This window comes from Aeromonas allosaccharophila (assembly GCF_000819685.1).
Classification (GTDB): domain Bacteria; phylum Pseudomonadota; class Gammaproteobacteria; order Enterobacterales; family Aeromonadaceae; genus Aeromonas; species Aeromonas allosaccharophila.
Genome location: NZ_CDBR01000093.1, coordinates 104138 through 126949 on the forward strand (window position 1 = coordinate 104138; position 22812 = coordinate 126949).

Sequence of the window (22812 nt, forward strand, 5' to 3'; positions counted from 1 at the left end):
TGTCAAGCCTCGGCTGAATTTATTTGCGTCCAGGACGAGATGCCGGGAGGGGGGCCCAACAAGGGTGAGCCAGAGGCAAATGCCTGGCCTTTTAACGGGGAAAATCCATGAAACCGGTTGTGATCAAACGTGACGGATGTCGCGCACCATTCAATGCCCAGCTGATTGCAGAGGCGGTCAGCCGAGCGGCGGAAGCGGTCAATCAGGCCAATCCGGCGCTGGCACTGCGCATCTCAAGCGCGGTCAGCCAGGAGCTGGAAGGGCGTGGTGAAGTTGATATCCACGAGATCCAGAACCGGGTTGAAAACCACCTGATGGCTTCCGACGACAAGGCCATCGCCCGTGCCTATATCGAATATCGCCACGATCGGGATCAGGCTCGCGAGGCGCGTGGCCGTCTGGCGCAGGAGATCCGTGGTCTGGTCGAGCAGACCAATGCCGCCCTGCTCAACGAGAACGCCAACAAAGACTCCAAAGTGATCCCGACCCAGCGCGACCTGCTGGCCGGTATCGTCGCCAAGCACTATGCCACCAGCCACATGCTGCCCCGTGATGTGGTTCAGGCTCACGAGAGTGGTGATCTGCACTTCCACGATCTCGACTACTCCCCCTTCTTCCCGATGTTCAACTGCATGTTGATCGATCTGAAAGGGATGCTGACCCATGGCTTCAAGATGGGCAATGCGGAGATCGATACTCCGAAATCGATCAGCACTGCCACCGCCGTAACCGCCCAGATCATCGCCCAGGTGGCGAGCCATATCTATGGCGGCACCACCATCAACCGCATCGACGAAGTGCTGGCCCCCTATGTGACCATCAGCTGGCAGAAGCACCGTGAAGTGGCCGAAGAGTGGGGCATTGCCGATGTGGAAGCCTACGCCATGGCCCGCACCGAGAAAGAGTGCTACGACGCCTTCCAGTCGCTGGAGTACGAAGTCAACACCCTGCACACCGCCAACGGTCAGACGCCGTTTGTTACCTTCGGCTTTGGTCTGGGGGACAGTTGGGAGTCGCGGATGATCCAGCGCGCCATCCTCAGCAATCGCATCGCTGGCCTTGGCAAGAACAAGAAGACCGCCGTGTTCCCGAAACTGGTGTTCGCCATCAAGGATGGCCTCAACCACAAGCAGGGTGATCCCAACTACGACATCAAGCAGCTGGCGCTGGAGTGTGCCTCCAAGCGGATGTATCCGGATATCCTCAACTACGACCAGGTAGTGAAGGTGACCGGCTCCTTCAAGACCCCCATGGGTTGCCGCTCCTTCCTCGGTGCCTACGAGGAGAATGGCGAGCTGATCCATGAAGGTCGCAACAACCTGGGTGTGGTGAGCCTCAACCTGCCGCGCATTGCGCTGAAATCCCGTGATGAAGCGGATTTCTGGGATCGTCTGGATGCCTCCCTGCGGGTCGCCAAGAAGGCGCTGATGTACCGCATCAGCCGTCTGGACGGGGTGAAGGCGCGGGTTGCACCGATCCTCTATATGGAAGGGGCCTGCGGCGTGCGCTTGAAGGCGGACGACAACGTCAGCGAGATCTTCAAGAACGGTCGTGCCTCCATTTCCCTCGGTTATATTGGGGTTCACGAGACCATCAACGCCCTGTTTGGCGACAAGGTGCACCTGTTTGACAGCGCCGAGCTGCAACAGAAGGCCATCGCCATCATTTCCCGCCTCAAGGCGGCCATCGACGAGTGGAAAGAGGAGACTGGCTACGGCTTCAGCCTCTACTCCACCCCGAGCGAGAACCTCTGCACCCGTTTCTGCCGCATCGATGCCAAGGAGTTTGGCGTGGTATCCGGCGTGACCGACAAGGGCTACTACACCAACAGCTTCCACCTCGACGTGGAGAAGCAGGTCAACCCGTACGACAAGCTGGACTTCGAGGCGCCCTATCCGCCCATCGCCAGCGGCGGCTTCATCTGCTACGGCGAGTACCCCAATATCCAGCACAACCTGGAAGCGCTCGAAAACGTCTGGGATTACAGCTATGACAAGGTGCCTTATTACGGTACAAACACCCCCATCGACGAGTGCTACGACTGCGGCTTCACCGGCGAGTTCGAGTGCACCTCCAAGGGCTTCACCTGCCCGCGCTGCGGCAACCACGACCCCGCCAAGGTGTCGGTGACCCGCCGTGTCTGCGGTTACCTCGGTAGCCCGGATGCGCGCCCCTTCAATGCGGGCAAGCAGGAAGAAGTGAAGCGCCGCGTCAAACATATGTAAGCGCACAAGCGATGAAGAGCTAGCCCCTGACTCAAGGGGCCATTTTCATTGGAGGGCGGCAGTCATGCCGTATTCCCGTGAACGAGGCAGGAAACAAGTGATGCACTACCACCAATACTACCCGGTCGATGTGATCAATGGCCCCGGCACCCGCGCCACCCTGTTTGTCTCCGGTTGCGAGCACCAGTGCCAGGGTTGCTACAACCAGAGCACCTGGCGGCTCGATGGCGGCCAGCCTTTCGATAAGGTAATGAGCGATCGCGTCATTAGCGACCTCAACGACAGCCGCATCAAACGGCGAGGTCTGTCGCTCTCCGGCGGCGATCCGCTCCACCCCGCCAACGTACCCCACGTGCTGGCGCTGGTGAAACGGGTGCGCACCGAGTGTCCGGGCAAGGATATCTGGTGCTGGACCGGCTATTTGCTCGGCGAGCTCTCAGATGCCCAGCGCGAGCTGGTTGCCCTGCTGGATGTGCTGGTGGATGGCAAGTTTGAAAAGGAGCTGGCAGACCCGGGCCTGCTCTGGCGTGGCAGCAGCAATCAGCAGATCCACGACCTCAACGCCTGGCGTGAAAGGGGTGAGCGAATTTCCTGTCTGGTTTGCAGTTGAAGTCCGGGATGTTTATGGTTAGCCCATTCCAATCCTGACGACATTCATGAAGAGGAGAGCCGAGATGAACAATCTGCTCAAGATCCTGCTGGCCATTTTCCTGCCCCCGGTGTGCGCTTTTATCCAGGTGGGTTTTAGCCTGCACTTTTTAATCAACATTGTGCTGACCCTGATGGGCGGTCTGCCGGGCATGGTGCATGCGCTCTGGCTGGTGGTGAGCGACAAGCGCGGCTGATGCCTTCGGCTGGTTAGTGAGCTCATTGACGATAAAAGGGCCAACCTCTCGGGGTTGGCCCTTTTGTTCATGTTCATACGAATACTTTTTCGTTAGGATGGATGACTGACCAAGGGGGCGCGTGTTGAGCGCCCCGCAGTCCGGCAACAAGCACCGGCAGAGAACAAGGAGCGTTACATGAAGTGGAAAGTCGCAGTATGGTCAGGTCTGGCAGTGACACTGTTGTTGGGGTGCTCATCCCGTCAGGAGGTGGCGCACGAACGCGCTCCGATCGCTATCCCTCTCGAGCAGTTGTCCAGCTACTGGGTTCAGGAGACGCAGTGGTCATGGCTTGGCAATGACGAGCCCGCCTTGCCGGCCAAACCGGTCAAGGGGTATGTGGAAGTACGCTATCAAATCGACGCCAGCGGCACGCCGGTCAAACCGGAAGTGGTGGCGGCCGAGCCCCCCGGCGAGCTGGAGCAGAGTGCGCTGGCGACCCTTTCGCGGATCCGCTACAGCCCGGCAGAGGGCAACCCGGATGCCATTCCGGTCGAGGTGACCAACCGCTTCGAGATCGAGATCAACTGATCCCCCACCACTTCGATGCCAGAGAAACAGAGACCCCGGCCTAGCCGGGGTCACGTTTATTGCTGTTTGCAGTCGTTGTAGGCGGTCTGCCACTCGCCATCCTGATCCCGCAGCTCGACAAAACCCTCGTTCCCCTTGTTCCACCAGACAGCCTCGTGCTCGTCCGTATAGCGGGCACCGGAGGCCGAAATGGCCTGTGGCAGGGTGTAATCCTTGCCATCCGGCAGCGACAGCTTGATAAAGCTGAGGCTCTCGTCGGAGAGAGAGAAGTAGCGCACCTGCACCTTCTTGCCCTGCTCGCACTGGTAACTGACCGGCTCGCCACCGGTGACGGAGAGGGTATTGCCCTGATTGCAGCCAGCGAGCAGGCCGAGGGCCAGCGCACCAGCGGCCATCACATGTACTTTATTCATGATTACAGCTCCATTGGTGTCATACGGGCGTGAGCCTAACAGGTTGCCGTTATTGTGCAATCATCGCGGCCATTCGGTGCGTCGCTGGCTGTCCGGCATACCGTCGCGAGTGTGAGGGGGGGATCGGCGTTAGCAAGGTACCCGCCATCAGTGCAAGCCGAGTCGGGTTTCAAACTGGCGGATCAGAGTCTCATAGGTGCCGTTGTTCTTGATCTTCTGCAGCCCCTGCTCGAACCGCTTGGCCAGCGCTTCCCCTTGCGGGGCGTTGCGGGAGAAGGCGAGCCAGAAGCCATCGGTGGAGAGTTTGCCAACTTTGACCACCTTGCCGGTCAGCTGCTTCTGCTGGATCTTCAGGTAGCCCGGCATGCCGTTCATCAGGATGTAGTCGACCCGGCCGCGTACCAGCATCTCGAGGATCTGCGCATCAGATTTGGCCTGAAAGCGGGTGATCCTGGGGTTCTCCATAAAATCGGTGGGGTAGGTGTAACCGAGCGTGATGCCCACCCGCTTGCCTTCCAGCGAAGTGAGCTTGAGATCCCGTTGTGGTTCGCTGGCGAGGGCGAAGATGGCGAGATCCTCCTCGAACATGGGGGTATCGTGCCAATGGTATTGGTAACGGTTCTCTTCGGTGATGGTGGCGTTGAAGCACCCCGCAAGTTTGCCGCTTTTCGCATCGTGCATGCAGCGGGCGAAGGGGAGGGGGCGAAACACAATCTCGATCCCTTCGGCGGCGAACACTGCCTTGACCAGCTCCGGCGCCAGCCCGCGAGGCTGGCCATCCTCCTTGTCGCGCTCGCAGTAGGGAGCCCAGTCATCCTCGGCACCAATGATCAGCGGGGTGGCCCCGAGCGAACTGGTGGCCAGCAGCACCAGACAAACCAGCCATTTTTTTAACCACGGAACCATAGGTACACCTCATCGACAGCAGCCTTACAAGCATAGCCACACTTCTGCGCTGATCCGTGGCGGCAGGAGGGAGGAAAATAAGAGAGACAAAAAAACGCCCCGGCAGGCGACGGGGCGAAAGAGAGCTCATCCATGGGCTGACAACAGTGTTTACAACAGGAAATCAATAACCGAAGCGGGTTGCCTCGAAGCGGTTGAGCAACCGGTGGATGAGGTAGCAGGCCAGCAGGGTGACCACGATGGCAAACAGGATGCTGCTGACCCGGTAGAGGGCGCTGAACACCAGATCGTTGCCCGGGGTGAGGTATTGGCCAAACAGGATACCGAGGGTGGTGAGGGCGCCGAAGCCGACCCCCGAGCCGCCAGCCTCCTTGACGTGGGCATGACTGAACAGCATGGCGCCGAGCCACAGCAGCGGGGCGACCAGCAGCAGTTGCCCTGACCAGTCATAGAGCACCAGCTGGCCGAGCAGGCCAAAGGTGACCCCCAGCAAGGTGCCCATCGCCCGTTTGCGGGCATAACTGAGGGCGCCGTTCCAGTGCATGGGGAACAGCACCAGCAGGGTGGTGGCCTGGGCCGACATGGAGTCACGCAGATCAAACAGCTGAAAGGTCAGGAATGACAGGGTGGCCACTGTGGCGCCCAGCAGCGCCTCGTGGCGCATCCGGTGCGGCGCCTTGGGGGCGGGTGCCGGTTTCGGTCGAGCCTCCAGGTCGGGGATCAGCGCCGTCATCAGATAGGCGATCAGCACCGACAGGATGTTCGCCCAGATATTGTTGAAAATCAGATCGTTAAGATCTGTCTGCGGATAGCTGGCAAAGTGCAGCATGATGCTGAGGCTCAGCACCCCGTTGGCCCCGAACAGAAACAGACTGCCGCGCGACATGGCAGCGAAGCGGTAGAGAAACAACAGAAAGGCGATGGGGGTCATCAGCACCGGATGGCTGCCAAACAGCCCCCCCAGCAACCCGACCTCCACACCACAGACCACCGCCGAAGCGATAAGCTGGCGGGCGGCATGGCCATTCATCACCGGCACCATCCCCAGCAGCAGCACCGGTGTGACCGTGTAGAAGACCCCGTAACCCCAGCCAAACAGCTTGCAGAGCAGAAAGCCCGTGGTGCAGCCAAAGGCGATACGCAAACACTGACGCAGCTCGTTGCCGGTAAGGGGCCGATGCCAGAGGTGCGCGGCGTGATGAGCAGGCACGGTATTGGTAGCTACGGGATGAGTAGATACCTGATTAATAGACATAATGCAGCAGGCTGAGCAGGTGGATCTGGCCCCGTGCCAGCATGGCGGTCAGGGCATTGTCCGGCAGCAGTTGCACCGTGGCCCGCGCCCCGGCTGGCAGGTGGTCGGGTAACTGCTCCAGCTCGAGGTGCAGCCGCATCCGCTGGGCATCCCGAACCCAGCGATCCGACTCCACCGGCGCCGCCAGCCGACCGTTGGCATCAAACTGACCTGCACTCACCCCGGCATCCAGACTGCTCACCCGGGCAGGATAGAGCTGGCCCGGCTCGCCATCGAAGGCGACCAATGCGCGGGTTTGCTCGCCAACATGGCGCAGGCTCTTCTCGCGAAAATCGGCGATCACATCGACCTGCTCCGACACCAGCGCCAGCAGCGGGCTGCCCGCGCTGGCGATACTGCCCGGTTTGAGCTGCAGATTGGTGATGGTGCCATCCTGATCCGCATGCACCCGACTATAGGCGAGCGCCAGCTCCGCTTGCGCCAGCTTGTTGCGGGCCTGGCGCAGCAACAGATTGTCCTCACCGGTTACGCCGCGGCTGGCCTTGATCTGGGCCAGTTTGGCCTGACTGGCGCGCAGGTTGGCCTGAGCGCTGCGCAGGGCACTGTCCGCCTCATCTTTTTGTTGCACTGAGACCATGTGGCGCTGGAACAGCGCATCGGTCCGCTCCGCATCCCGCCATTTCTGGCTGGCCAGCGTCTCTTTGGCGCTGATATCGGCGGCGGCAGCGGTCAGTTCGGCATCCAGTTCACGGTTCTGTTGTTCGGCCTGAGCCAAGGCCAAACGGGCCTGCTCTACCGCCAGAGCGAAGGGTTCGGGATCCAGGGTAAACAGCAGGTCCCCTTTCTTGACTTGCTGGTTGTTGTGAACGGCAACCTCGACCACCTTGCCGCTCACTTGCGGGGCAAGCTTGGTGACCACCCGGGTCGCCATCGCCTGCGGCGTGAGGGGCATCAGCAGATCGGCTACCAGAAAATAGGCGAAGAGGGCGGCAAAGCCTGCCATGGACCATTTGATCCAGCGGGTAAATTGTTGATCCGGTGTCATCTTATTCTCTCTCTGTGCTGGCATAGGGAGGGCTTGTATCGCCTCCTGCCTGTCGGTCGTGGTGCTGTTCAATCTTGCTGAGGGCATTGGCCGAGATCCGCTGCACCGTGGCTTCAAACAGTTGCAGGGTCTGCTCGTCGATGCCCCCCAGCAGTTCGCGGCGGATATTCATGATGCGGTCGGCGATCTGATCGAGCAGGGTCTGGCCAGCCGGGGTCACGCAGACGATACGGGCCCGCTTGTCCTGACTGCAGCAGTGGCGCTCAATCAGCCCCTGCTCTTCCAGCTGGCCCAGAGTGCGCATCAGGGAGGGGAGCTCTATCTCGAGGGCTTCGGCCAGGGTCTTCTGGCTGACATGGTTCCCCATGCGGGAGAGTTTCCACAGCGCGGTCCAGCGGGGATGAGTGAGGCCAAGGGGAGCCAACTCCAGATCGGCGGCAGTACGCCATAGCCGGTGCATCCGCGCTATCTGCTCGGCGAGCGACAGCTCGCGCAACCTTTCCAGATCCGTCATCTTCTCATCCTCAATGTACTTAGCCTGCTAAGCATTCTACTTATTTAGCAGGCTAAGTAAATGGTGTGATGGCGATCGTGTTTCTGGTCGGATCTTTCGTCGGGGTCGGGTGAGTAGCATTCGGGCCCCTGATATTGTTTGCAGCACTGATCCACTCGGGGCTCTTTTACCGCTCCAGATAGGATGCCGTGAAGGGAGGATATTAGGCGGATATTTTCATGAAATTTTCAGGTCCGGCGAGCGGCGCTTTTTTTATCCGCTAATATTGATGGGGTTATAAAACAAGGGGGAAACGGGTTGTGGATGGATATGACAGTGGATGTGTGTATCTGGCAATTGAAACTCTGTTGAGTGACGGGGAATATGGTGCAGAGTCACATCATGGCGTGAATCGGGATGGTGCTGTCAGAAGTGCCGATATCAGTCATGATTTTGACCCCGCCAATATTCCATTATTGTTGGCAGAATAGACCTGACCGTGTGTGATCCTTGTGAGTTCAAGCCAGTGCCCTGGTATTCGCTGGCTTGACTCATCACAATTTCAACGCTCTTCCTTGCGCCGCCTCTCTCACCATTTTTCATCTCGCTGGCTGCACCAATGTGCGCGCAATCCCTGATACCGCCTGCCGTAACGACCGCGGCATCGGGATGACATTGCCCTCTGATTATCACTTACAGGATCTGTGGCGATAAATGGTCGCAGGGTTTTTCATCTGGCTCTGTTATTTCCCCAAAGGCGAACGATCATCAGATTGCTATTACTGCTGATCACCCAAATAACGCGCCATGCGTGTCGCTCGTTTTATCTTCTTGTTTACTTGTCTGGCCGGGTATCGATGGCTTGGTGATCTATTGAGTCATGCAGTTTGGCGGCACCATGATGTTTAAGTTTTTAATGTTTTTATATGGCTTTGCAGTCTGGCTAACCGACAGGGGCGAGAGGGATCAATAAAGTAGCTGCCACAATCACACGCAGAGTACATAACAATGAAAAACCTCTCTACCCTACAAACCACACAAGAAAAGGCCGCCTTGATGGGCGGCCAACAAATTGCCGGTATGCCGCTCTTTATATTTCTGGGGCTGGCGACCTGTGTTCTCTTTTCCGGCTGGAACGGTTCGCTGCCACTGGGCATGGTCGGTGCGTTGGCGCTGATGTTTGTGCTGGGCACCCTGCTGACCGAGCTGGGGGAGCGGATCATGCCGATCCGTGAATATCTGGGGGGCGGCACCATCCTCGCCATCTTTGGCGGCGCTGCCCTGTTCGAATACCAGCTGCTGCCGGTGCAGGCGGGGCAGGTCATCACCAATTTCATGAAGGAGGGAGGATTTCTCAACTTCTTTATCGCCAGTCTGGTGACCGGTTCGGTGTTTGGCATGAGCAGTGCGTTGCTGAAAAATGCCGCCATGCGCTATCTGCCGGTGATCCTCGGCGGCGTGGCGCTGGCACTGCTGAGCGTCGGCTTCGTCGGCTCCCTGATGGGTTATGGCTTCAAGAATGCGGTGCTGCTGATCGGCCTGCCCATCATGGGTGGTGGCATGGGCGCAGGTGCCGTGCCACTGGTGGAGATCCTCTCCGGCCCGATGCAGATGTCCAGCGCCGACCTGCTGTCGCGCATGGTGCCGGCGGTAGTGATCGCCAACACCCTGGCCATTCTGGTGGGCTCCCTGCTGGCGCGCCTCGGTCGCCGTTACCCCTCCCTGACTGGCAACGGCAAGCTGATGGTCAAAGAAAGTAGCCATAGCATCGCCGAGGAGCAGGTTGAAGCACCGACCCTGCAGAGTCTGGGCATGGGGCTCTTTATCAGCTCCAGCATGTTTGTGCTGGGCTCCCTGCTCGGCAACTTTATCCCCATGCACCCCTTTGCCCTGATGATTCTGGCGGTCGCCTTTATCAAGGTGAGCGGCGTGCTGCCGCGCCGTTATGAGCAGGCGGCTGCTGACTGGTATCAGTTTGTGGTGAGCAACCTGACCCCCTCCCTGCTGGTGGGGATCGGTGTCGCCTACACCAGTATCCCGGAGCTGATCAGCGCCTTCTCGATCAGTTACTTCGTGCTGGTCATGGTCACCGTGATCGGTGGCGCCCTCGGTGCCGCGCTGGTCGGCAAGATGATCGGTTTCTATCCCATCGAGGCGGCCATTACCGGCGGACTCTGCATGGCCAACATGGGCGGCACCGGTGACGTGGCCGTGCTCTCGGCGGCCCAGCGCATGAAGTTGATGCCCTTTGCCCAGATCTCCTCTCGCCTCGGCGGCGCCGTGATGCTGATCCTGGCCACCGCCCTTATCTCCCTGCTTGCCTGAATACCGGATTGAGGAACACATAAAATGAACGACATCATGATGGGTACCAGCCTGCCCTATGCAGAACGCAAGCGTCAGGGTGTGCGGGGTCGCATGCCCCACAAGGAGGAGTCACTCTCCCAGCAGCGACGCCGGATCTACCGGTTGGTCAGCGCCATGCAGAGTCCGTTTGACCAGCATCTGCTGCTGCGCCAGTTGCAGGAGGACAACCCTGTACTCTTCTACGATCTGGTGCGCCACCACCTGCCGGAGCTGCTGCCGATCATCTACACCCCGGTGGTGGGGGAGGCATGCCAGCGCCACAGCGATCTCTATCTGCGTAGCCACGGGCTTTACCTCTCCTGGCACGACAGGGACGATCTCGACGACATCCTCGAGTCGGTGGAGCAGGAGGTGGACGTGATTGTCATCTCCGATGGCGAGCGGGTGCTGGGGCTCGGCGATCTCGGTATCGGCGGCATGGGGATCTGCATCGGCAAGCTGGCGCTTTACTCCGCCGCTGGCGGCATCAACCCGGCGCGCACCCTGCCGCTCTGTGTCGATGTGGGCACCAACAACCCCGAGCTGCTGGAGGATGACTCCTACCTCGGCTGGCAGGCCCAGCGGATCGACGGTGAGAGCTACTACCACTTCATGGACAAGGTGGTGGCCGCCATTCGCAAGCGCTGGCCGCAGGTGGTACTGCAGTTTGAAGACTTTGCCGGCAAGCACGCCGCCAACCTGCTGACCCGCTATCGGGACGAGCTCTGCATGTTCAATGACGATATTCAGGGCACGGCGGCGGTCGCCTCCGCCTGTGTGCTGGCCGGTCTGCAGCAGGCGGGCACCGCCCTGTGCGATGCTCCGGTGCTGATCGTCGGCGCCGGTTCTGCCGGTTGCGGCATCGCCGCCATGCTGGCCCAGCTGGCGGGGGCAGTGAGGGGGTCTGGCTGTTTGATCAGGACGGGGTGGTCTGCAGCGATCGCTCCACGCTGACTCGCGCCCAGCAGCCGTTTGCCCGCGCGGTGAACGAGGGCAACAGTTCGCTGCTGGAGACCATCCGTCAGGTGCGCCCGGCGGTGCTGATCGGGGTGAGCGGTCAGGGCGGCCTCTTTACTGGCGAGGTGCTGCAGGCGATGGGGGAGGTGTGCGAGCAGCCGGTGATCCTGCCGCTCTCCAACCCGACCCGCAGCGCCGAAGCGACGCCCGATCAAGTGTGGGCGGCCACGGGTGGCCGCGCCCTGTTGGCGACCGGCAGCCCCTTTGCGCCAGTGACGGTGGCCGGTGAGCGGCGGGTGGTCTCCCAGTGCAACAACGTCTATGTCTTCCCGGGGATTGGCCTCGGGGCCTGCGCGGTCAAGGCGCGCTGCATCAGCGACGGCATGTTGCTGGCCGCGGTGCGGGCGGTCGGCGCCTATCCGCTGGTGGCGGGCCGACTGCTGCCCCCGATTGAACAGGTGGGAGAGGTAGCCCGCGCCGTGGCCAGAGCGGTCGCGCTCTGTGCCCGCGAGGAGGGCCTGGCCGATTTTGCCGGTGATCCTGCACCTTTGATTGACCAGACCTGGTGGCATCCGCACTATTGGGCTGCGTCCTGACGATTTATGGTATGTGCATGAAACTTCGCCATCAGCTGGTCACCCTCTCTCTTGGGCTCTCCCTGCTGCTGATCCTCATTCTGGGCAGCCTGCTGGCCCTCTTTATCCGTCATCTGCTGGAGAGCAATCTGCAGGATAAGGGGAGCGATCTGGCACGGGTCATGGCGGCCGATACCCGGGTGGTAGAGGCCCTGCGTCAGGGCAGTGACCCTACCTTGCGCGACTACATGGAGGCGGTCTGCAACCGCACCGATGCCACTTATATGGTGGTGACCGACGAACATGGTCGCCGTCTCAGCCACCCCAACCCCGAGCTGGTGGGGCAGAAATTTCGCGGTGAGGATATCTGGCCCGCGCTTCAGGAGCGGCGCAGCTACTGCTCCAAGGATCGGGGCACCATGGGGCCGGCGATCCGCTGCTTCTCTCCGGTGGTGGGCGGTGACGGGCGCGTCATGGGGGCCGTGGTGGTGGGCTACCTGATGCAGCAGGTGGAGGGCATCTACATGGAGCGGGTAGCCCTGCTCGTCTGCGCCATCGTGGCGGTGCTGGGATGCGGCCTGCTGCTGGCGCTCTGGGTGCAATATCTGCTGCGCAAGACCCTGCTCGATCTGGAGCCGGAGGCGATCGTGCGCCGCTTCACCCTGCAGGATCTGGTGCTGGAGCACATTACCGAGGGGGTGATTGCCCTCGATAGCAGCGGCAACATCAACATGATCAACAGCACCGCCAGTTATCAGTTGCGGCTGCCAGGTACCGGGCGTCACGCCCTGCTGGGGCAGTCGCTGGCGGAGCTGGTGCCGCCGCTGCGCCCCTGTCTGGAGCAGGAGGCGGGGGAGGTTAGCTTCACCATTCAGGGGGAGTCCTTCGTCGGCCGCTGGCAGGCGGTGCAGGGCAAGGCGCCGGGGCGGCTGCTGATCTTCAGCCGTCCGGAGGTGGCCGCCAGTCTGGGGGTGCAGGTAACCCACCTGCGCCAGTACGCCGAGATGCTGCGGATGCAGAGCCACGAGTTTGCCAACAAGCTGAGCAGCCTCTCCGGCCTGTTGCAGTTGGGTCACGTGGATCAGGCGGTGGAGCTGATCCAGCAGGAGAACGAAGCGTGCCAGACCATGTTGCAGGAGCTGCTGCGACTGATCGACAACAAGCCGGTGGCGGGGCTGATCCTCGGCAAGTTCAGCCGGGCCCGCGAGCTGGGGGTGACCCTGGAGCTCGATCCCGACTCGGCGCTGGCGGAGTACCCGGCCTCGGTCTCTGCCGATCTCATCACGCTGATTGGTAACCTGCTGGATAACGGTTTGCAGGCGGCCTGGCGCAACCGCCAGCAGCGGCCGCCCCGGGTGCTGCTCTCTCTTTGTGATGTGGGGCGGCGACTGGTGATCGAGGTGGAGGATAGCGGCGAGGGGGTCGACGAGGCGCTGGCCGATCACCTGTTCGATTACGGGGTGAGTCGCCAGAGCGGCGATCACGGGGTCGGCCTGTTCCTGGTCAAGGAGACCGTGGCGCGGCGCGAGGGTGTGATAGAATGGCGGCGAACTGCCGAGCAGACCACACTGTTTGGTATCTACTTGAATAAAAACCAATTAATGTGAGCCATGGACCCAATAATCACGCTTGTTATTGAAGATGACGATCGGATCGGTGCCATCTTGTCAGAGCTGGTGGCGGCAACATCCGGTTTCTCCCTGCTGGGGCGGGCCGGCACCCTGGCCCAAGCCGATGCCATGATGGCCGGCGTGGTGCCGCAACTGCTGCTGGTGGATGTCTCTTTGCCCGATGGCTCGGGCCTTGAGTGGGTGAGCCGCCTGCGCAGTCACAATCGCGAGGCCTACGTCATCATGGTGACCGCCTCGCGCGATGTGGAGACCATCCAGCAGGCCCTCAATCTGGGGGTCCATGACTATGTCATCAAACCTTTGCGGTTGTTTCGCATCCAACAGAGCCTGGACGAGATCCTGCAACTGCACAGCAGGCTGTGCGAGCGGGGACGGCTGGAGCAGGACGATCTCGACAAGCTGTTGGGCAAGGGGGGGCGATCCCAGATCAAGGAGATGCGCGTCACCCCCAAGGGGATCGACAGCATTACCCTGCGTCAGGTGCTGGATCTGCTGGCTGGCGAGCCGGAGAACGTCTTCTCCACCGACACTGTGGCGCTGCGACTCTCCCTCAGCCGCACCACGGCGCGCCGCTATCTGGAGTATCTGGAGTCGGAAGACCGGGTCGATGTGGATCTCAACTACGGTCAGCGGGGGCGACCGGAGCGGCGCTATCGCTGGCGCCGGGCGGGGTGAGCCTCAGGTTGATGCCAACATGCATGTGAAAACAACAAGGGAGCCAGCGGCTCCCTTGTTGTTTCTGGACACAGTACAATTTCAAGCGGCTTCTCGTTCGACCACCGGCGCACGCCTCTTCAGTTGGGAGGCCATCACCCCACCCAGGATGAGACCCCCGCCCAGCAGGTGATAGCCGTGGATCGGCTCCCCCAGACTTATGACGGCGATCAGCGCCGTACAGAGTGGCAGCAGGTTCATAAAAACCGAGGTGCGCTCAGCCCCCATGCAGGCGAGACCGCGCATCCAGCAGTAGGCCGCCAGCAGGGACGACGCGAGCCCGGCAAACAGCACCAGCCCCCACCCCTCGGCCGGCACCGCCAGCGAATCGGCACTCAGAGCAACTGGCACCAGCAGCAAGACTGCCAGCAGGACTTGCATATAGAGGTTGAGCCAGGGACCGAACGGCAGTTGCCAGCGGCGGATCAGCAGCCCGTAGAGGGCATAGCTGACAGAGCCCAGCAGCATCATGCCATCACCGGGGTTGATGCCGTTCTGCAACAGCGCCAGCGGTTGGCCCTTGCTCAGCAGCCAGACCACCCCGAACAGCGAGATGCTCATGCCCGCCAGCGCCTGTTTGCCGGGACGCTGAGCGAAGACGATGGCGCCGAGCAGCAGGGTCAGCATCGGGATCAGCGAACCGATCACCCCCATGTTGGTGGCCGAGGTACTGTGGGCGGCGTAATAGGCCAGACACTGGAACAGCACCATGCCCAGCGCCGCCAGCACCAGCAGCTTGCCAAACCAGGGGCGGATCTCGCTGCGGCGGCGCCACAACTGGGGCAGGCAGAAGGGGGTCAGTGCCAGCGCGGCAATGACCCAGCGATAGAAGGAGATGGCCGCCGGATCGAGCACGCTGGCCGCTGCCTTGGAGACCACGGTATTGGTGGCCCAGATCAGCACCGCCATCAGCGGAAAGAGCAGGGGGGAAAAGATTCGCATCAGAGGCTCCTTATTGTCAGGCTGGCAAGTTTACCCTTGTCTTTCTATTGGCAAGTAGCGTAAAAAAGACAGATGATCCCGCAGAAAGGACAACCTGTCATGGTGGCTCACCACTACCATTCCACCGATAGCGAGCTGCCAGCCCCCAATCCGCTCTATTTTCGTTATCAGCAGTTGCGAGCCGACAGCATCACCTCGCTTCACTCCCATCCCTGGGGCCAGCTCAGCATGATCAGCCTGGGGGTGATGGAGATGGAGCTGGGGGTGCAGCGGTTGGTGGCGCCCGCCGACTACCTGATCTGGGTGCCGGCGGATCTCGACCACACCGCCTACAACGAACAGGCCCTCGACTACACCTCGATCTACGTCAGCCACGAATGGTCGGCCAGATTGCCGCCAGAGCCGAGATTGCTGCTGATGACCCCGCTGATCCGCGCCCTGCTGAGCGATTTTTGCGAACGGCGGGTAGGTCATATGATGGATGAGTGGGATCAACGGCAGGCTGAACTACTGGTGGCACGACTGGCGCGTACCCGCTGTCAGGAGAACTACCTGCCGATGAGTCAGGACAAGCTGCTGGCCCCCATGCTGGCGGTGCTGCATCATGACCCGGCCGATCCCCGCACCCTGGCCCTGTGGGCCGGACAACTGCATACCACCGAACGCACCCTGGCACGCCGCTGCCTGCGGGAGCTGGGGATGAACTTTGGTCAGTGGCGGGCGCGGTTGCGGCTGCTCAAGGCGCTGGCCTGGCTCAAGGGCGACCTGCCCATTCAGGAGATCAGCTGGCGGCTCGGTTATGGCTCCACCTCGGCCTTTATCGCCATGTTCAACCGGGAGCTGGGCTGTTCCCCCCAGCGTTACCGCCAGCAGCTTGGTAGCAAAAGGGAGCTGTGATTCAAAATGATGAGGGCGCCCGCAGGCGCCCTGTTGATCCAACAATTGAGGAGTTTTCTGCCATGTCACAACACATAGGTGCATTGACCCTGCTGGTCGCCGATTACGATCAGGCCATCCGCTTTTTTACCGAGGGACTTGGCTTCGCGCTCTTGGAAGATACCCGGCTCGATGAACCGGGCAAACCGGGCAAGCGCTGGGTGCGGGTTGCCCCCAAAGGTGCCCCCGGTTCCGCGTTGCTGCTGGCGCAAGCGGCCAATGCGCAGCAGCAGGCCGCCATCGGCCAGCAGGGCGGCGGTCGGGTGTTCCTGTTTCTCGAGACCGATGACTTCTGGGGGGATTACCAGCGCATGCAGGCGTACGGTGTGCATTTTTGTGAACAGCCCCGCGACGAGCCTTACGGCACCGTTGTGGTGTTCGAGGACATCAGTGGCAACCGCTGGGACTTGCTGCAACGCGCTGCTGCCAACTGAATCTGAAAACGTTTATCATCCCGCCTGTCATAAAGTCATAAAAGTGTCACAGAAAGTTCTAATAATTGGCGCACCCATCTTCACAGAGGAGAGAGAAGGGAATGGCTAAGCGAATTCTGGTGGTCGAGGACGAAGCACCGATCCGCGAAATGCTCTGCTTCGTGCTGGAGCAGAAGGGATATGAGACGATTGAAGCGGAAGATTACGCCGATGGACTGGCGAAGGTGCGCGAACCCTACCCCGAACTCATCGTGCTGGACTGGATGATGCCGGGCGGCAGTGGCATCCAGTTTATCAAGCAGCTCAAGCAGGATGAGGTAACGCGCCAGATCCCGGTGGTGATGCTCACCGCCCGCGGTGAAGAGGAGGACAAGGTGCGTGGTCTGGAGGCCGGTGCCGACGACTACATCACCAAGCCGTTCTCGCCCAAGGAGCTCACCGCTCGCCTCCATGCGGTGATGCGCCGTGTATCGCCCACCTCGGTGGACGAGGTGATCGAGGTGCAGGGGCTGAAACTCGATCCTGTCTCTCACCGGGTCAGTGCCGAAGAGAAGGCGCTCGACATGGGGCCGACCGAATTCAAGCTGCTGCACTTCTTTATGACCCACCCCGAGCGGGTCTACAGCCGTGAACAGCTGCTCAATAATGTCTGGGGTACCAATGTGTACGTCGAGGACAGAACCGTGGATGTGCATATTCGTCGCCTGCGCAAGGCGATCGAAGAGACCGGGCACGACAGATTGATCCAGACGGTGCGTGGAGCCGGATACCGCTTCTCAACCCGTCTCTAGAGGCAGTTATGTTGCAACCTTACGCCTGGCGGCGACAGTTGTGGCGGATGGCGTTTTTCTATTTGCCTTTCGCTCTGTTCGGTTGGCTGATTGATCATCTCCCCCTCTGCCTGTTGGTGGCGGCCGTGTGTCATCTGGGCTGGCACTATCGCTTCCAGAAGCGGCTGTCGGACTGGCTGTGGCACGATCGCAGCCTGGTGCCCCCCAGCGGCAGTGGCAGCTGGGAGTACATCTTCAACGGTATCTACAAGTTGCAGCAGCGTCACCGGGCGCGCCGCCGCGAGCTGGCGGGGCTGATCCGCCGCTTTCGGGAGGGGGCCGAGGCGCTGCCCGATGCCGCCGTGGTGTTTCGCACCGACGGCAGTATCCTCTGGTGCAACCGGTTGGCGGAGCAGCTGCTCGGTTTTCGCTGGCCGGAAGATGCCGGTCAGCATATCGGCAACCTCATTCGCAATCCGGCCTTTAACACCTATCTGGGCAAGGGGGCGTATGACGAGCCGCTGGAGATGAACTCCCCGGTCAACGAGGAGAAATTTCTCGAGTTTCGCATCATGCCCTACGCCTCGGATCAGGCGATGCTGGTGGTGCGGGATGTCACCCGCCTGCGCAGTCTCGAGAAGACCCGCAAACACTTTGTCTCCAACGTCTCCCACGAGCTGCGCACCCCGCTGACCGTGCTCAAGGGCTATCTGGAGATGACCGAGGAGCCACCACCGCCCGCCATGTGGGCCAAGGCGCATCGGGTGATGATGGAACAGACCATCCGCATGGACAATCTGGTCAATCAGCTGCTCACCCTATCGCGTATCGAGGCGGCTCCGAGCGTTGATCTCTCCCATCTGGTGGACATGCCCGCCATGCTGGGGCTGCTGGAGCAGGAGGCGCGGGCGCTCTCGGGCGAGCGGGCCCACCAGATCGAATTCATGGTGCAGCCCGACCTGTTGGTGCGCGGGGATCAGGAGCAGCTGCGCAGTGCGGTTTCCAATCTGGTCTACAACGCCATCCACTACACCCCGGCGGGGCGCAAAATTACCGTGGAGTGGCGCAAGCAGGGGGCGATGGCGCTGTTTGCGGTGAGCGACGAGGGGGAGGGGATTGCCCCCGAGCATCTGGCGCGGCTTACCGAGCGGTTCTATCGGGTCGACAAGGCCCGTTCCCGCCACACCGGCGGTTCCGGACTCGGCCTTGCCATCGTCAAGCACGCCCTCAGTCACCACGACTGCCAGCTCGATATCGAGAGCCGGGTCGGCCTTGGCAGCCGCTTTAGCTTTCTTATCCCAAGCCGCATGGTGGTGATTAAATAGTCTTTTATGGCAATGGGTTAGCTGTAAAAAGAGGGCCTCTGAACGGGCCCTCTTTTCATTTGTTCAAATCAGTTGCCATGTCATTAAAGTGTCACATTAAATCCATAAATTTGTCACTGCCAGGTCAGATACTGGCGCCGTCTTAAGAACGGACCTTCTGTAACTTTGGAGAGATTGGATGAAACTCAACAAACTGGCTGGTGTAATCGGATTCACCGCAGCAACCCTGTTTTCTGTCAGCGCCCTGGCTGCCGGTGTGGATAAAGATCTGCCGGATTACACCCCGACCAGCGGCATTTCAGGCAACCTGTCCTCTGTCGGCTCGGACACCCTGGCCAACATGATGACCCTGTGGGCCGAAGAATTTAAGCGTTTGTACCCCAACGTCAACGTGCAGATCCAGGCCGCCGGTTCTTCTACCGCGCCGACTGCCCTGACCGAAGGTGTTGCCCAGTTTGGCCCGATGAGCCGCGCCATGAAGGCCGGTGAAGAGGAAGCATTCGAGAAGCGTTACGGCTACAAGCCGACCGCCATTCGCGTCGCGGTCGATGCGCTGGCGGTGTTCGTCAACAAGGACAACCCCATCAAAGGGCTGACCATGCCGCAGATCGACGCCATCTTCTCCAGCACCCTCAAGTGCGGCGAAGCCAAGGCGGCCACCAAGTGGTCTGATCTGGGTCTGGACGGCAACTGGTCCAGCAAGGATTTGCAACTGTTCGGTCGCAACTCGGTATCCGGTACTTACGGTTACTTCAAGGAGCACGCCCTGTGTAACGGCGACTTCAAGAGCGGCGTGAACGAGCAGCCGGGTTCTGCCTCCGTGGTGCAGTCTGTCTCTGCCTCCCTGAACGGCATCGGCTACTCCGGTATCGGTTATGTCACCTCCGGCGTGCGTGCAGTACCGCTCTCCAAGGATGGCAAGACCTTCATCGAAGCCAATGCCGACAACGCCATCACCGGCAAGTATCCGCTGTCGCGCTTCCTGTACGTTTACGTGAACAAGCATCCGAACAAGCCGCTCTCTCCGATGGAACAAGAGTTCGTCAAGATGATGCTCTCCAAAGTGGGTCAAAGCATCGTTGCCAAAGATGGCTACGTGCCAGTGCCGGCCAAGGTGGTACAGGCTGACCTGAAAAAGCTGGGTATCATGTAACTCCCTGCAGTCAGCATGCCCTGATAAAACGAGCCCAAGCGGGCTCGTTTTGTTTTTGGCGGCTGTCCGTTTTGTTAATAGCGCAGGATGGATATTTTTCCGCCAGCCGGGCGTTGGTTCCCTTGCGTAGCAGGGCGGCATTTCCGAGAATAGGGCAACGTCACGGCAAAGGATCCCTTCATGATTGCGTCTCTCACCAAGTTTGGCCTGGTAGCCCTCTGCAGTTCCCTGTTGGTCGCCTGCGCCCAGTCACCGACCGGCCGCAGCCAGATGCTGCTCTACTCTCCCCAGCAGATGAGTCAGCTGGGCGCCGACTCCTTCGAGCAGATGAAGAAGCAGGAGAAGGTGAGCCAGGATGCCAAACTCAACGGTTATGTCTCCTGTGTCGCCAAGGCGGTAAGCGCCCAGGTGCCGGCCAGTTATGGCATCACCAGTTGGGAAGTGGTGGTGTTTGACTCCAAGCAGGTCAACGCCTTCGCCCTGCCCGGTGGCAAGATAGGGGTCTACAGCGGCCTGCTCAAGGTGGCCAAGAATCAGGATCAGCTGGCGACCGTCATCGGCCACGAGCTGACTCACGTGCTGGCCCAGCACTCCAACGAGCGACTCTCTCGCAGCCAGCTGGCAGGTATCGGTCTGGCGGCGGCAGATATCGCCATGGGCGGTAGCGAATATCGCGGCGCCACCATGGCAGCCCTTGGTCTCGGGGTCGAAGTCGGGGTGATGCTGCCCTATGGCCGCACCCAAGAGAGCGAAGCGGATCGGCTGGGGCTTGAGCTGATGGCGCGCGCCGGGTTCAATCCGGCCGAAGCCGTTCCCCTGTGGCAGAACATGAGTGCCGCCGCCGGTGGCAACACCCCGCCGCAACTGCTCTCCACCCACCCCAGCAACGAGAACCGGATCGCCGAGTTGCAGGCGCAGCAGGCGCAAGTGTTGCCGCTCTATGAGCAGGCCCGCGCCAACGGTCTGGTGCCCCAATGCAAGGCATAAGCCTGCGCATGGCGCGCAGCGACGATGCCGCCGCCATGACGGTGATGCAGCGAGCCAGCTGGCTCGCTGCCTATGGCCAGGTGCTCGGTGCCGACATGCTGGAGCAGCTCGATGTCACCGCCCATCTGCAGATCTGGCAGAGCCGTCTGGCCGAGCCAGGCCCAAGGCCCATGCTGCTCTGTCTCGACGAGGTAGTGATCGGCCTGCTCTATTGGCAACCCCAGCAGGAAGCGGGGCAGAGCAGCGCCCTGATCCGCGCGTTTTATCTCCATCCTGATCACTGGCGACAAGGCTATGGCAAACGGCTGTGGCAGGCGGTGGCGATGCAGATGCGCCGCGCCGGTTGCCATAGCGTCAAATTGTGGCTGCTCGATGGCAACCATATTGGCGAGGGGTTTTACCTACGCCGCGGCTTCGTCTTTGACGGCGAGGAGCGCACCCTGATAAGCCTCGGGCAGCCTTGCCTGCAGCGACAAATGAGCCGTTTGCTCTGATCACTCTCCCGTTTTTCGCCTCCGGTCACTTTATTTTTTTTGCGAATTAATACAATGTCCTCCCAGAACAGAGTGGAATAAACACGGGCTGACAAGGGAGTGCGGGCATGTATTACGGCTTTGATATCGGTGGTACCAAGATCGCCTTCGCGGTCTATGACGGTGCATTGAACCTCTGCCATGAGGAGCGCATGAGCACCCCCGGCAACGATTACGAGGGGTTGCAGCAGTTGATCCGCTCCTGGGTCGAGCAGGCGGATGCCCGCTTCGGCGCACGGGGCTCGGTCGGCATCGGTTTCCCCGGCGTCATCAACAGCCACGATCACAGCATAGTGGCGGCCAACCTGCCCTCCATCAATGGTCGCCATCTGGGCGCCGATCTGGCCGAGCTGCTGGAACGGCCGGTCAAGGTGGATAACGACGCTAACTGCTTCCTCTGGTCCGAAGTGCATCAGGGCGCCGCCGACGGCGCAGGCAGTGCGCTCGGTGTCACCATAGGCACCGGTATCGGCGGCGCCGTCTATCTGGCGGGCAAGCTTATTCAGGGGCGTAACTGGCTGGCTGGCGAGATTGGTCACTATCCCTTGCCCGCGACCATGCTGATGAAGTACCCCGAGTTGCCCCGTCCCCGTTGCGGCTGTGGCCGTCTGGTCTGCTTTGAAACCTATGCATCCGGCACCGGTCTGGAGCGTCTCTATCACCATTTCCATGGCCAGCGCGCCACGGGTCACCAGATTGTGGGACGCTTCGAGGCCCATGAGCCCCACGCAGTCGAGACCGTCGACTGCTGGCTGGAGATCATGGCCGCCGGGCTTGCTACCGCCATTTCGGTGATTGATCCCGAGGTGGTGGTGTTGGGAGGCGGCCTGAGCGGCCTGCCCGCCCTCTATGAACAGTTGCCGCTGCGTCTGCCCGGTCACTTGCTGCCCGGGGTCGCCCTGCCCGAGATCCGTCAGGCCCGCTTTGGCGGCGCCGGTGGTGTGCGCGGCGCAGCCTTGCTCAATCTATGAGATCAGATGTGGGGTCTGATCTCCCCGAAAAAGGAGTCCTCATGACCCGTCTTGAAATCTGTATCGACAACCTGGAATCCCTCTTTACCGCCCAGCAATCCGGGGCGGATCGCATCGAGCTCTGCTCTGCATTGGGTCTGGGTGGCCTGACCCCCTCCTATGGCTTTATGCAGCTGGCTGCCTGCCACGCCACCGTGCCGGTGTACGCCATGATCCGCCCGCGCGCCGGAGATTTTTGCTTCAACGACGGCGAGTTCGAGATGATGCTGCTGGATATCGCCGCGGCGCGCGCTGCGGGCCTGCAAGGGGTGGTGGTCGGCTTGCTGGATGAGGAGGGGCGGGTGCCTGCCGCCAAACTCAAACAGCTGGTGGATGCAGCCGGCCCCTTGGGGGTCACCTTCCATCGCGCCATCGATCTCTCCTCCGACTGGCGCCTCGATCTGGAGACCATAGTCGCCGCTGGTTGCGAGCGCATTCTGAGTTCCGGTCATGCGGCCACTGCGCTGGCCGGGCTCGAAACCCTGCAGGAGATGCATCAGGTGTTGGCGGGCCGTGCCAGCCTGATGCCGGGTGCCGGGGTTAATGCCGACAACGTGCGCACCATCATCGAGTTCACCGGGGTGAGCGAAGTGCATATGTCCGGCATGGGCTGGCGCGGTGGCATGGTGCCCCATGGCGTCAACATGGGCACCTCGGACGACGGTCGGGTCAATATCACCGATGGTGCCAAGGTTGCAGCTGTCAGAGCCTTGCTCGACAAGGCGTGAAGAACGCAGCGCGGTGGCA

Annotated in this window: 22 protein-coding genes and 1 pseudogene; 17 read left to right on the top strand and 6 right to left on the bottom strand. The window is 61.0% G+C overall.

The annotated features are described in order from the left end of the window. Positions 1 to 107 precede the first annotated feature (107 nt). From nrdD to BN1115_RS16500, 4 genes are all read left to right on the top strand, one after another. Complete coding sequence (gene nrdD, locus BN1115_RS16485) at positions 108 to 2225, top strand: anaerobic ribonucleoside-triphosphate reductase (protein WP_042658000.1); 2118 nt, start codon at positions 108 to 110, stop codon at positions 2223 to 2225. A 100-nt stretch (positions 2226 to 2325) separates the two neighbouring features. Continuing rightward, positions 2326 to 2835, top strand: a complete 510-nt coding sequence (gene nrdG, locus BN1115_RS16490; RefSeq protein ID WP_042658001.1) for an anaerobic ribonucleoside-triphosphate reductase-activating protein — start codon at positions 2326 to 2328, stop codon at positions 2833 to 2835. 64 nt (positions 2836 to 2899) lie between these two features. Then, positions 2900 to 3070 carry a YqaE/Pmp3 family membrane protein gene (locus BN1115_RS21910; RefSeq protein WP_005338440.1) on the top strand — a complete coding sequence of 57 codons (171 nt, stop codon included), beginning with the start codon at positions 2900 to 2902 and terminating at the stop codon, positions 3068 to 3070. A gap of 177 nt (positions 3071 to 3247) precedes the next feature. Continuing rightward, positions 3248 to 3640 carry a TonB family protein gene (locus BN1115_RS16500; protein ID WP_042658002.1) on the top strand — a complete coding sequence of 131 codons (393 nt, stop codon included), beginning with the start codon at positions 3248 to 3250 and terminating at the stop codon, positions 3638 to 3640. 56 nt (positions 3641 to 3696) lie between these two features. Here the strand turns inward: BN1115_RS16500 and BN1115_RS16505 are convergent, their stop codons facing one another. The 5 genes from BN1115_RS16505 to BN1115_RS16525 form a co-directional block, all read right to left on the bottom strand. Beyond that, positions 3697 to 4053 (bottom strand): MliC family protein, encoded by a 357-nt coding sequence (locus BN1115_RS16505; RefSeq protein ID WP_042658003.1) that lies wholly within the window; start codon positions 4051 to 4053, stop codon positions 3697 to 3699. Positions 4054 to 4200: 147 nt separating this feature from the next. After that, entirely contained in the window at positions 4201 to 4959 is a 759-nt protein-coding gene (locus tag BN1115_RS16510) for a substrate-binding periplasmic protein (protein WP_042658004.1), read from the bottom strand. Positions 4960 to 5122: 163 nt separating this feature from the next. After that, on the bottom strand, positions 5123 to 6214 hold the full coding sequence (locus BN1115_RS16515; RefSeq protein ID WP_244152290.1) for a DUF2955 domain-containing protein: 1092 nt from the start codon (positions 6212 to 6214) through the stop codon (positions 5123 to 5125). Beyond that, complete coding sequence (locus BN1115_RS16520) at positions 6204 to 7259, bottom strand: HlyD family secretion protein (RefSeq protein WP_042058530.1); 1056 nt, start codon at positions 7257 to 7259, stop codon at positions 6204 to 6206. Before BN1115_RS16520 ends, BN1115_RS16515 begins: the two co-directional genes overlap by 11 nt. 1 nt (position 7260) lies before the next feature. Next, positions 7261 to 7773 carry a MarR family transcriptional regulator gene (locus tag BN1115_RS16525; RefSeq protein WP_042658006.1) on the bottom strand — a complete coding sequence of 171 codons (513 nt, stop codon included), beginning with the start codon at positions 7771 to 7773 and terminating at the stop codon, positions 7261 to 7263. Between the two features lie 987 nt (positions 7774 to 8760). Here BN1115_RS16525 and BN1115_RS16530 point away from each other — a divergent pair. The 4 genes and pseudogenes from BN1115_RS16530 to BN1115_RS16545 all read left to right on the top strand — a co-directional run bounded on the left by BN1115_RS16530 (position 8761) and on the right by BN1115_RS16545 (position 13936). Then, a complete protein-coding gene (locus BN1115_RS16530) occupies positions 8761 to 10077 on the top strand; it encodes a 2-hydroxycarboxylate transporter family protein (RefSeq protein ID WP_042658007.1) in 1317 nt (438 codons plus the stop codon). A gap of 24 nt (positions 10078 to 10101) precedes the next feature. Then, positions 10102 to 11651 (top strand): annotated as a pseudogene (maeA, locus tag BN1115_RS16535) (oxaloacetate-decarboxylating malate dehydrogenase). Between the two features lie 17 nt (positions 11652 to 11668). Further along, positions 11669 to 13237, top strand: coding sequence for an ATP-binding protein (locus BN1115_RS16540; RefSeq protein WP_042658008.1), 1569 nt, complete (start codon positions 11669 to 11671; stop codon positions 13235 to 13237). A 3-nt stretch (positions 13238 to 13240) separates the two neighbouring features. Then, the gene (locus BN1115_RS16545; RefSeq protein WP_042058521.1) at positions 13241 to 13936 is read left to right on the top strand and encodes a response regulator; all 696 of its coding nucleotides are present in this window, start codon (positions 13241 to 13243) and stop codon (positions 13934 to 13936) included. A gap of 81 nt (positions 13937 to 14017) precedes the next feature. Here BN1115_RS16545 and BN1115_RS16550 read toward each other — a convergent pair whose 3' ends face one another. Further along, positions 14018 to 14917 carry a DMT family transporter gene (locus tag BN1115_RS16550; protein ID WP_042658009.1) on the bottom strand — a complete coding sequence of 300 codons (900 nt, stop codon included), beginning with the start codon at positions 14915 to 14917 and terminating at the stop codon, positions 14018 to 14020. Positions 14918 to 15016: 99 nt separating this feature from the next. On the opposite strand from BN1115_RS16550, the gene BN1115_RS16555 reads away from it, so the two are divergent. The 9 genes from BN1115_RS16555 to BN1115_RS16595 all read left to right on the top strand — a co-directional run bounded on the left by BN1115_RS16555 (position 15017) and on the right by BN1115_RS16595 (position 22793). Further along, positions 15017 to 15814, top strand: a complete 798-nt coding sequence (locus tag BN1115_RS16555; protein ID WP_042658010.1) for an AraC family transcriptional regulator — start codon at positions 15017 to 15019, stop codon at positions 15812 to 15814. Between the two features lie 62 nt (positions 15815 to 15876). After that, positions 15877 to 16287, top strand: a complete 411-nt coding sequence (locus BN1115_RS16560) for a VOC family protein (protein ID WP_042058514.1) — start codon at positions 15877 to 15879, stop codon at positions 16285 to 16287. Positions 16288 to 16388: 101 nt separating this feature from the next. Continuing rightward, positions 16389 to 17078: a phosphate regulon transcriptional regulator PhoB gene (phoB, locus tag BN1115_RS16565; RefSeq protein ID WP_005338414.1), complete on the top strand. Its 690-nt coding sequence runs from the start codon at positions 16389 to 16391 to the stop codon at positions 17076 to 17078. 8 nt (positions 17079 to 17086) lie between these two features. Continuing rightward, positions 17087 to 18382, top strand: coding sequence for a phosphate regulon sensor histidine kinase PhoR (gene phoR, locus BN1115_RS16570; protein ID WP_042658011.1), 1296 nt, complete (start codon positions 17087 to 17089; stop codon positions 18380 to 18382). Positions 18383 to 18560: 178 nt separating this feature from the next. Further along, positions 18561 to 19535 carry a PstS family phosphate ABC transporter substrate-binding protein gene (locus BN1115_RS16575; RefSeq protein WP_042658012.1) on the top strand — a complete coding sequence of 325 codons (975 nt, stop codon included), beginning with the start codon at positions 18561 to 18563 and terminating at the stop codon, positions 19533 to 19535. A 180-nt stretch (positions 19536 to 19715) separates the two neighbouring features. Next, the gene (locus BN1115_RS16580) at positions 19716 to 20522 is read left to right on the top strand and encodes a M48 family metallopeptidase (RefSeq protein WP_042658013.1); all 807 of its coding nucleotides are present in this window, start codon (positions 19716 to 19718) and stop codon (positions 20520 to 20522) included. After that, a complete protein-coding gene (locus tag BN1115_RS16585; RefSeq protein WP_042658014.1) occupies positions 20510 to 21016 on the top strand; it encodes a GNAT family N-acetyltransferase in 507 nt (168 codons plus the stop codon). The genes BN1115_RS16580 and BN1115_RS16585 overlap by 13 nt, the downstream gene beginning before the upstream one ends. A gap of 107 nt (positions 21017 to 21123) precedes the next feature. Next, a complete protein-coding gene (locus BN1115_RS16590; RefSeq protein WP_042658015.1) occupies positions 21124 to 22026 on the top strand; it encodes an ROK family protein in 903 nt (300 codons plus the stop codon). A 41-nt stretch (positions 22027 to 22067) separates the two neighbouring features. Beyond that, complete coding sequence (locus BN1115_RS16595) at positions 22068 to 22793, top strand: copper homeostasis protein CutC (RefSeq protein ID WP_042658016.1); 726 nt, start codon at positions 22068 to 22070, stop codon at positions 22791 to 22793. Positions 22794 to 22812 lie beyond the last annotated feature (19 nt).

What these genes read in the sequence shown, in the direction of transcription:
- nrdD (WP_042658000.1), top strand. Translation starts at nt 108, where the DNA reads ATGAAACCGGTTGTGATCAAACGTGACGGATGTCGCGCACCATTCAAT.
- nrdG (WP_042658001.1), top strand. Translation starts at nt 2,326, where the DNA reads ATGCACTACCACCAATACTACCCGGTCGATGTGATCAATGGCCCCGGC.
- BN1115_RS21910 (WP_005338440.1), top strand. Translation starts at nt 2,900, where the DNA reads ATGAACAATCTGCTCAAGATCCTGCTGGCCATTTTCCTGCCCCCGGTG.
- BN1115_RS16500 (WP_042658002.1), top strand. Translation starts at nt 3,248, where the DNA reads ATGAAGTGGAAAGTCGCAGTATGGTCAGGTCTGGCAGTGACACTGTTG.
- BN1115_RS16505 (WP_042658003.1), bottom strand. Translation starts at nt 4,053, where the DNA reads ATGAATAAAGTACATGTGATGGCCGCTGGTGCGCTGGCCCTCGGCCTG.
- BN1115_RS16510 (WP_042658004.1), bottom strand. Translation starts at nt 4,959, where the DNA reads ATGGTTCCGTGGTTAAAAAAATGGCTGGTTTGTCTGGTGCTGCTGGCC.
- BN1115_RS16515 (WP_244152290.1), bottom strand. Translation starts at nt 6,214, where the DNA reads ATGTCTATTAATCAGGTATCTACTCATCCCGTAGCTACCAATACCGTG.
- BN1115_RS16520 (WP_042058530.1), bottom strand. Translation starts at nt 7,259, where the DNA reads ATGACACCGGATCAACAATTTACCCGCTGGATCAAATGGTCCATGGCA.
- BN1115_RS16525 (WP_042658006.1), bottom strand. Translation starts at nt 7,773, where the DNA reads ATGACGGATCTGGAAAGGTTGCGCGAGCTGTCGCTCGCCGAGCAGATA.
- BN1115_RS16530 (WP_042658007.1), top strand. Translation starts at nt 8,761, where the DNA reads ATGAAAAACCTCTCTACCCTACAAACCACACAAGAAAAGGCCGCCTTG.
- BN1115_RS16540 (WP_042658008.1), top strand. Translation starts at nt 11,669, where the DNA reads ATGAAACTTCGCCATCAGCTGGTCACCCTCTCTCTTGGGCTCTCCCTG.
- BN1115_RS16545 (WP_042058521.1), top strand. Translation starts at nt 13,241, where the DNA reads ATGGACCCAATAATCACGCTTGTTATTGAAGATGACGATCGGATCGGT.
- BN1115_RS16550 (WP_042658009.1), bottom strand. Translation starts at nt 14,917, where the DNA reads ATGCGAATCTTTTCCCCCCTGCTCTTTCCGCTGATGGCGGTGCTGATC.
- BN1115_RS16555 (WP_042658010.1), top strand. Translation starts at nt 15,017, where the DNA reads ATGGTGGCTCACCACTACCATTCCACCGATAGCGAGCTGCCAGCCCCC.
- BN1115_RS16560 (WP_042058514.1), top strand. Translation starts at nt 15,877, where the DNA reads ATGTCACAACACATAGGTGCATTGACCCTGCTGGTCGCCGATTACGAT.
- phoB (WP_005338414.1), top strand. Translation starts at nt 16,389, where the DNA reads ATGGCTAAGCGAATTCTGGTGGTCGAGGACGAAGCACCGATCCGCGAA.
- phoR (WP_042658011.1), top strand. Translation starts at nt 17,087, where the DNA reads ATGTTGCAACCTTACGCCTGGCGGCGACAGTTGTGGCGGATGGCGTTT.
- BN1115_RS16575 (WP_042658012.1), top strand. Translation starts at nt 18,561, where the DNA reads ATGAAACTCAACAAACTGGCTGGTGTAATCGGATTCACCGCAGCAACC.
- BN1115_RS16580 (WP_042658013.1), top strand. Translation starts at nt 19,716, where the DNA reads ATGATTGCGTCTCTCACCAAGTTTGGCCTGGTAGCCCTCTGCAGTTCC.
- BN1115_RS16585 (WP_042658014.1), top strand. Translation starts at nt 20,510, where the DNA reads ATGCAAGGCATAAGCCTGCGCATGGCGCGCAGCGACGATGCCGCCGCC.
- BN1115_RS16590 (WP_042658015.1), top strand. Translation starts at nt 21,124, where the DNA reads ATGTATTACGGCTTTGATATCGGTGGTACCAAGATCGCCTTCGCGGTC.
- BN1115_RS16595 (WP_042658016.1), top strand. Translation starts at nt 22,068, where the DNA reads ATGACCCGTCTTGAAATCTGTATCGACAACCTGGAATCCCTCTTTACC.